Annotated in this window: 4 protein-coding genes; 2 read left to right on the top strand and 2 right to left on the bottom strand. The window is 68.3% G+C overall.

From position 1 onward, the window contains the following. Positions 1–98: 98 nt before the first annotated feature. Positions 99–974 carry an alpha/beta fold hydrolase gene (locus HLA95_RS26620; protein ID WP_222185033.1) on the bottom strand — a complete coding sequence of 292 codons (876 nt, stop codon included), beginning with the start codon at positions 972–974 and terminating at the stop codon, positions 99–101. Between the two features lie 449 nt (positions 975–1,423). Here HLA95_RS26620 and HLA95_RS26625 point away from each other — a divergent pair, with 449 nt between their 5' ends. Together HLA95_RS26625 and HLA95_RS26630 are read left to right on the top strand one after the other, a co-directional pair. Then, on the top strand, positions 1,424–3,637 hold the full coding sequence (locus HLA95_RS26625) for an ATP-binding protein (RefSeq protein ID WP_191060817.1): 2,214 nt from the start codon (positions 1,424–1,426) through the stop codon (positions 3,635–3,637). 192 nt (positions 3,638–3,829) lie between these two features. Then, positions 3,830–4,465, top strand: coding sequence for a response regulator (locus HLA95_RS26630; protein WP_191060818.1), 636 nt, complete (start codon positions 3,830–3,832; stop codon positions 4,463–4,465). On the opposite strand, the gene HLA95_RS26635 is transcribed toward HLA95_RS26630, so the two are convergent. Then, the gene (locus HLA95_RS26635; RefSeq protein WP_222185035.1) at positions 4,453–4,806 is read right to left on the bottom strand and encodes a hypothetical protein; all 354 of its coding nucleotides are present in this window, start codon (positions 4,804–4,806) and stop codon (positions 4,453–4,455) included. The two genes, HLA95_RS26630 and HLA95_RS26635, sit on opposite strands and share 13 nt — an antisense overlap. Between the last annotated feature and the right edge of the window lie 571 nt (positions 4,807–5,377).

Below are 5,377 nucleotides of genomic sequence, written 5' to 3' on the forward strand. Positions count from 1 at the left end.
GCGCTTTGCCACCCGCTACGACCGGCGCACCATTCACTTCTCCGGCTTCGCCCACCTCGCCGCCGCCATGACCTGGCTACGCTGAATGTCGATCCGACCTAGGCGCTGCGTCCGAGAAAGCTACCGATCGCCGCTGCCACCTCGTCCGGATGCTCCTCGTGCGGTGCCAGGGCGCCCGGCACCATGGTCGTGGTGACCCGCCCGGTCGCGGCCAGGGCATCCATCTCGGCCGCCGAACGTCGGGGCGCTTGGGCTGGCCGCAGCATCAGGACGGGCGGCAGGGAGCCGGTGAACAGGTCGAGAAAGGCCTCGCGGGAAGCTGCCGGATCGAGGCCGCCGGTGACGAAGGCGGCGGTGCCGAACCGGGCGTCCGGCTGCCCGGCGACGTGCAGCTTTTCGGCCACCAGGGCATCGGTGACCCTGGCCGGGTCGGCATAGACATGGGCGCGCATCATCCGGCCGATCATCCGCCGGTTGACGTTCAGGCGATAAAGGGTCGGGCCCAGGACGGGCAGCTCGATCGCCCGGCGGATCCGGGCGAACAGGGGACGCCGCGCCTCGCCCAGCACGGTCGGCAGCGGCCCGCGCCAGGTGGGGGCGATCAGCACGAGCCGCTCGAACCGCTCGGGCCGGCGCCGGGCGGCATGGACCAGATAGGTCGCGGCATGGCCGGCGGCGATGCCGACCGCCGGCGGGACGACGCTGGTGCCGATCAGCTCGTCCAGGAAGTCACGCAGCGCGTCGGGCGTGAGCGATGGCCGGCCGCGCGGCCGGTCGCCGAAGCCCGGCCAGTCGGCCGTGGTGCAGTGCAGCCAGGGTTCCAGCCGTGCCGCCAGCGGCGCCATTTCGGCGGCGGCCGAGATCGACGACAAGGCCGGCAGGAGGAGTGCAGTGCGGGCAACCGCATGGCTGCCGCCAGCACCGGCTTCCCCGGCTCCGGCGAAGGTCGATCCGCTCGCTTCCCCTCGAGGCATGGCCCCCTTCTCCCCAATGCAGGCCAGCCCATGGGATGCCGGCCCGCCGCCCCTACAGAAATCGCGTGATCGGCCAGCGCCGGCCACAGTCACAGGCGAGCAAATAGCTAGGTACTCAACCCAGCGGTGACCAGTACCGCTGCAGGATAAACGCCCGGCGACCGGTCTGCACGCGGTCATCGACGCGCTTCTACCGCGCTTCGACGGGTGATTGCGCAATCATGACGACTCGGTCATTAACCACGTCTCATGCCGGGCTGTACAAGCTGCGGCAGTTCATGTACATTCCGTTGAGTATCTATTTATAATTTATTAATTCGCACCATAGTATGTCGTTTCCGTTTATGGGTAAACAAGACATGCCTTTTCGCCCTGAAAAGAGCAACTGGTTTCGCATCTACCTTGCTTTGGTCGTACTGAATATTGTTGTTATCGGTGGCGGAGTGTACTTGAGCCGTTCGATCAAGTACAATTACAGCCAGTCGGTCGAGGCCAATCATCGCTGGGTGGATCGGCTGTCGCGCTATGCCGAGCTGACGCGGCTCGCGGGCTCGGTCAACGCACCGGGTAACGACGTGTTCGATTCGGGCAGCATCGACACCGAGATCGCGTTGCGCGACAGCGCGCTGGCCGCGTTCTCCATGGGCATGGAGGAGGCGCGGGCGGAGCTCACCGCCAATGTCGGCCCGGCCGAGGCCGGGCCGCTGACCGCCTGGCTCGACATCAGCCTGGTCGTGATGGACCAGATGATCGCGCAGTCGAACCTGATCTTCGAGAACCTGCGCCGCGGCGACACGCGCGAGGCCGCGGCGCAGATGGCGGCCATGGACCGTCAATATGCCCAGCTCGCCGGCAGTATGGCAGCACTCAGCCGCCAGGTCGGCCGGCTGCAGACCCAGGAGTTCGAGGAGCAGATCGAGGCGATCCAGCAGCTCGAGCGGATCGAATTGCTGGTTGGCGGCCTCCTGCTGCTCATGGTCACCGGCATGACGTTCTACGGCTACAAGATCGTGCGCAAGCTCTATGCCGACGAGGTGCGGCTGGCGCGCTACTCGGCGAGCCTGGCCACGGCGCGGGATGCGGCCAATGCGTCCAACAAGGCCAAGTCCGACTTCCTGGCCTTCATGAGCCACGAGATCCGCACCCCGCTGACCACCGTGCTCGGCATGGCCGACCTGATCGCGGCCGGCGACCTGCCGGAGGAGAGCCGCCAGCACGCCCAGGCGATCCAGAGTTCCGGCCGCCATCTGCTGGAGATCGTCAACGACGTGCTCGACCTGTCGCGGATCGAGGCGGACGCGCTGGCCCTGGACCGCACCGACTTCCAGCTGGGCGCGGTGCTGGAGCATGTCGAGTGGCTGATGGCCCCGGCGGCGGACCAGCGCGGCATCAGCCTCGACTTCGACGTCCGGGTCGATCGCGGCACGGTGCTGCGGGGCGATCCGACCCGGCTGCGCCAGATCCTCCTGAACCTGGTCGGCAACGCGGTGAAGTTCACCTCCGAGGGCGGCGTCCTGGTCGAGGTGACGGGGAGCCCCGCCGGTGACGGGCTGCGCCTGCAGGTCGCGGTGGTGGACACCGGCATCGGCATCTCCGAGGAGTGCCAGGCCAACCTGTTCCAGCCCTTCCGCCAGGCCGGGCAGGAAACCGCCCGCCTCTACGGCGGCACGGGCCTGGGGCTCGCGATCTGCCGCCGGCTCACCGAAGCGATGGGCGGCAGCATCGGGCTGGTCAGCAAGCTCGGCCAGGGCAGCCGGTTCTGGTTCGAGATCCCGTTCGAGCTGGGCGACCAGAACGCCGTGCGCGAGGAGCTCGCCATCGGCCCGGCCCCCACGCCCGGTACGCCGCTGCGGATCCTGATCGTCGACGACGCCGTGCTGAACCGCCAGCTCCTGGCGGGGGTGCTCGCCCGGCACGGCCATCTCGTGGCGGAGGCGGTGGACGGCGCGCAGGCGGTCGAGCTCGCCCGCAGCCAGCCGTTCGACGTGATCCTGATGGACGTGCAGATGCCGGTGCTGGACGGCATCGCTGCCACCGGCCTCCTGCGCCGGCTGCCGCCGCCCGCCCGCGACATCCCGGTGATCGGCCTGTCGGCCGGGATGCACGAGGAGGAGCGCCGCCGCTGCTTTGCCGGCGGCATGCAGCGCTGCCTGTCCAAGCCGTTCGTCTGGAACGAGCTGTTCACCGCGATCGCGCAGGTCACCGCCACGATCGAGCCTTCGCCGGCACGCTTGCCGGACGCGACGAGCCGGCCGCTGTTCGACCGGTTCGCCATCGGCCTGGCGGCGGACGTCCAGGCCGCGGGGATGATGCAGCAGGTGATCGAGGATGCCGAGCGCAGCTGCGGCCGGCTGCGCGCCGTCCCGCTCGGCCCGGAGGAGGTGCGGCAGGAGGCGCACAAGCTGAAGGGCATTTCCGGCCTGTTCGGCCTGCCCCGCATCCAGCGCGCGGCCGAGCGCCTGCAGGCGGCGGCCGAGGCCGGCCAGGATGTGTCCGACATGATCGACGGCCTGGAGGCGGCGATCGCGGCGACCCGGGAGGAGCTGCAGGGCTCGGGCCTGATCGGCGTCACCCCGCCACCGCCCGGCGCCGACCATGATCCGGACGAGCGGCCCCAGCCGCTGGTCCCTGCCGGCGAGGGCCAACACTATGTATCCGGGTAGCGCTGCCCGTCGACCGCCCGGCGCCCATGCCGGTCATTGTGCCATGATGTCGATGCTGGCCGCTCCATCGCCTTCGGCAGTGGCCGGGACGGTTGCCCGGCCCGCCCATGCGGATGCCAGACCTGCCAGAGAGATGAGCCTCACGTGGAACAGCATACCGACCTTCACCCTCCGCCGCGGCCGGGCACGGCCATGACCACGCGAATTGTGTTGGCCGACGATCACCCGGTGGTCCTCCAGGGCGTGAACTGGCTGCTCGAGCGCGAGGGGGACCTGGAGGTGGTCGCGCGCTGCCAGAGCGGCGAGGAAGCCCTGGCGGCGGTGCGCGAGCATCGTCCCGACCTCCTGGTGCTGGACCTCAACATGCCGGGCCTGAGCGGCATGGACGTGCTGCGCGGCATCGCCGAGGAGCGGCTGGGCCTGCGCGTGGTGCTGCTGACCGCGGACCTGCGCGACGACGACCTGTTCGAGGCGGTGCGGCTGGGCGTGCGCGGGGTGATCCTCAAGGACATGGCGCCGGAGCTGCTGGTGCGCTGCATCCGTACCGTCCATGCCGGCGGGCAGTGGCTGGAGCAGCACCTGACCGGCTGGACGCTCGACCGCCTGCTCGCCCGGGAATCCGCCAAGCAGCAGGCGACCAAGACGCTGACCCAGCGCGAGATCGAGCTGGTGCGCTTGGTTGCCGAAGGGCTGCGCAACAAGGAGATCGCGTTCCGGCTCGGCATCACCGAGGGCACGGTCAAGATCCACCTGCACCGGATCTACGAGAAGCTTCAGGTGACCAGCCGGATCGAGCTCGCCAACTATATCCGCCGTCAGCTCGGCTGATCCTCCGGCCGGTCCGGCTCCGTCCCGGCTCCGAACAGAAGCTGGCAGAACCGGGCGCGCACCTCGCGCTGGCGGCTGCCAGGCGCCACGGGCTGGACCAGCAGCACCTCCGCCCCATAGCGGACTACCGTGTCCAGCCGGTCGATCTCCGTAAAGCGCAGCTGGCCGGAGATCCGCTCGCCCGGCCGGAGCAGCGCCCCCGTCACGAACCACACCTCCTCGCGGCTGACCCGCCGGGTCCAGCCGCGGGTCCAGCCCCGGCCGGTGGCGAAGCTGATCGGCAGCTCGACCGCATAGCTGGCGGAGCTGATCTGGAGCTTGTCCAGGCGGGTGCGGAGCATGTTCATGACAGTCCGGTAAGGCAATAAGTCGAACCGCACAATTCATCGGTCGTTATGTGCGTGCGTATAACTTTCGTCAGAAACGAAACGGATCATTCATCAATGGCTGCTAAGGTATCCGGGTAAGCATAAAGCCGGATGCCGATCGCGCCACTCTATCGTTCGTTATACGATGACCTCTCACCACCCCGGCCGGAGATATAACCATACGGCCTGAAACCTATAACCATCGTATCCACAGTTACATTGATTATAGTTCAGCAACAAGAATAATGTCCGCCGAAGTAATGGAGGTGGCTCTCCTGCTGCGCAGGCTGCGGAGCAGGAGATCGCCGGCCCCCGCGGCAGTGGTTTGCCGCGACCCGACGTGCCTCATTTTCGAGGGCTGGAGCATGCAGCGTAGAACTTTATTCCTGGGTGGAGCCGGCGTCGTCGCCGGCACTGGCGCCAGCCTGGCCCATGGGGCCATGGAGTCGGGTGGTCGCCCGCCGCATCCCCAGATCCCGAACACGCGCGTCCTTGACCAGGACGGCCAGGAATACCGGTTCTACGACGAGCTGATCCGCGACCG

Origin of the sequence: Geminicoccus harenae (assembly GCF_019800005.1) — a bacterium.
GTDB classification, from domain to species: domain Bacteria; phylum Pseudomonadota; class Alphaproteobacteria; order Geminicoccales; family Geminicoccaceae; genus Geminicoccus; species Geminicoccus harenae.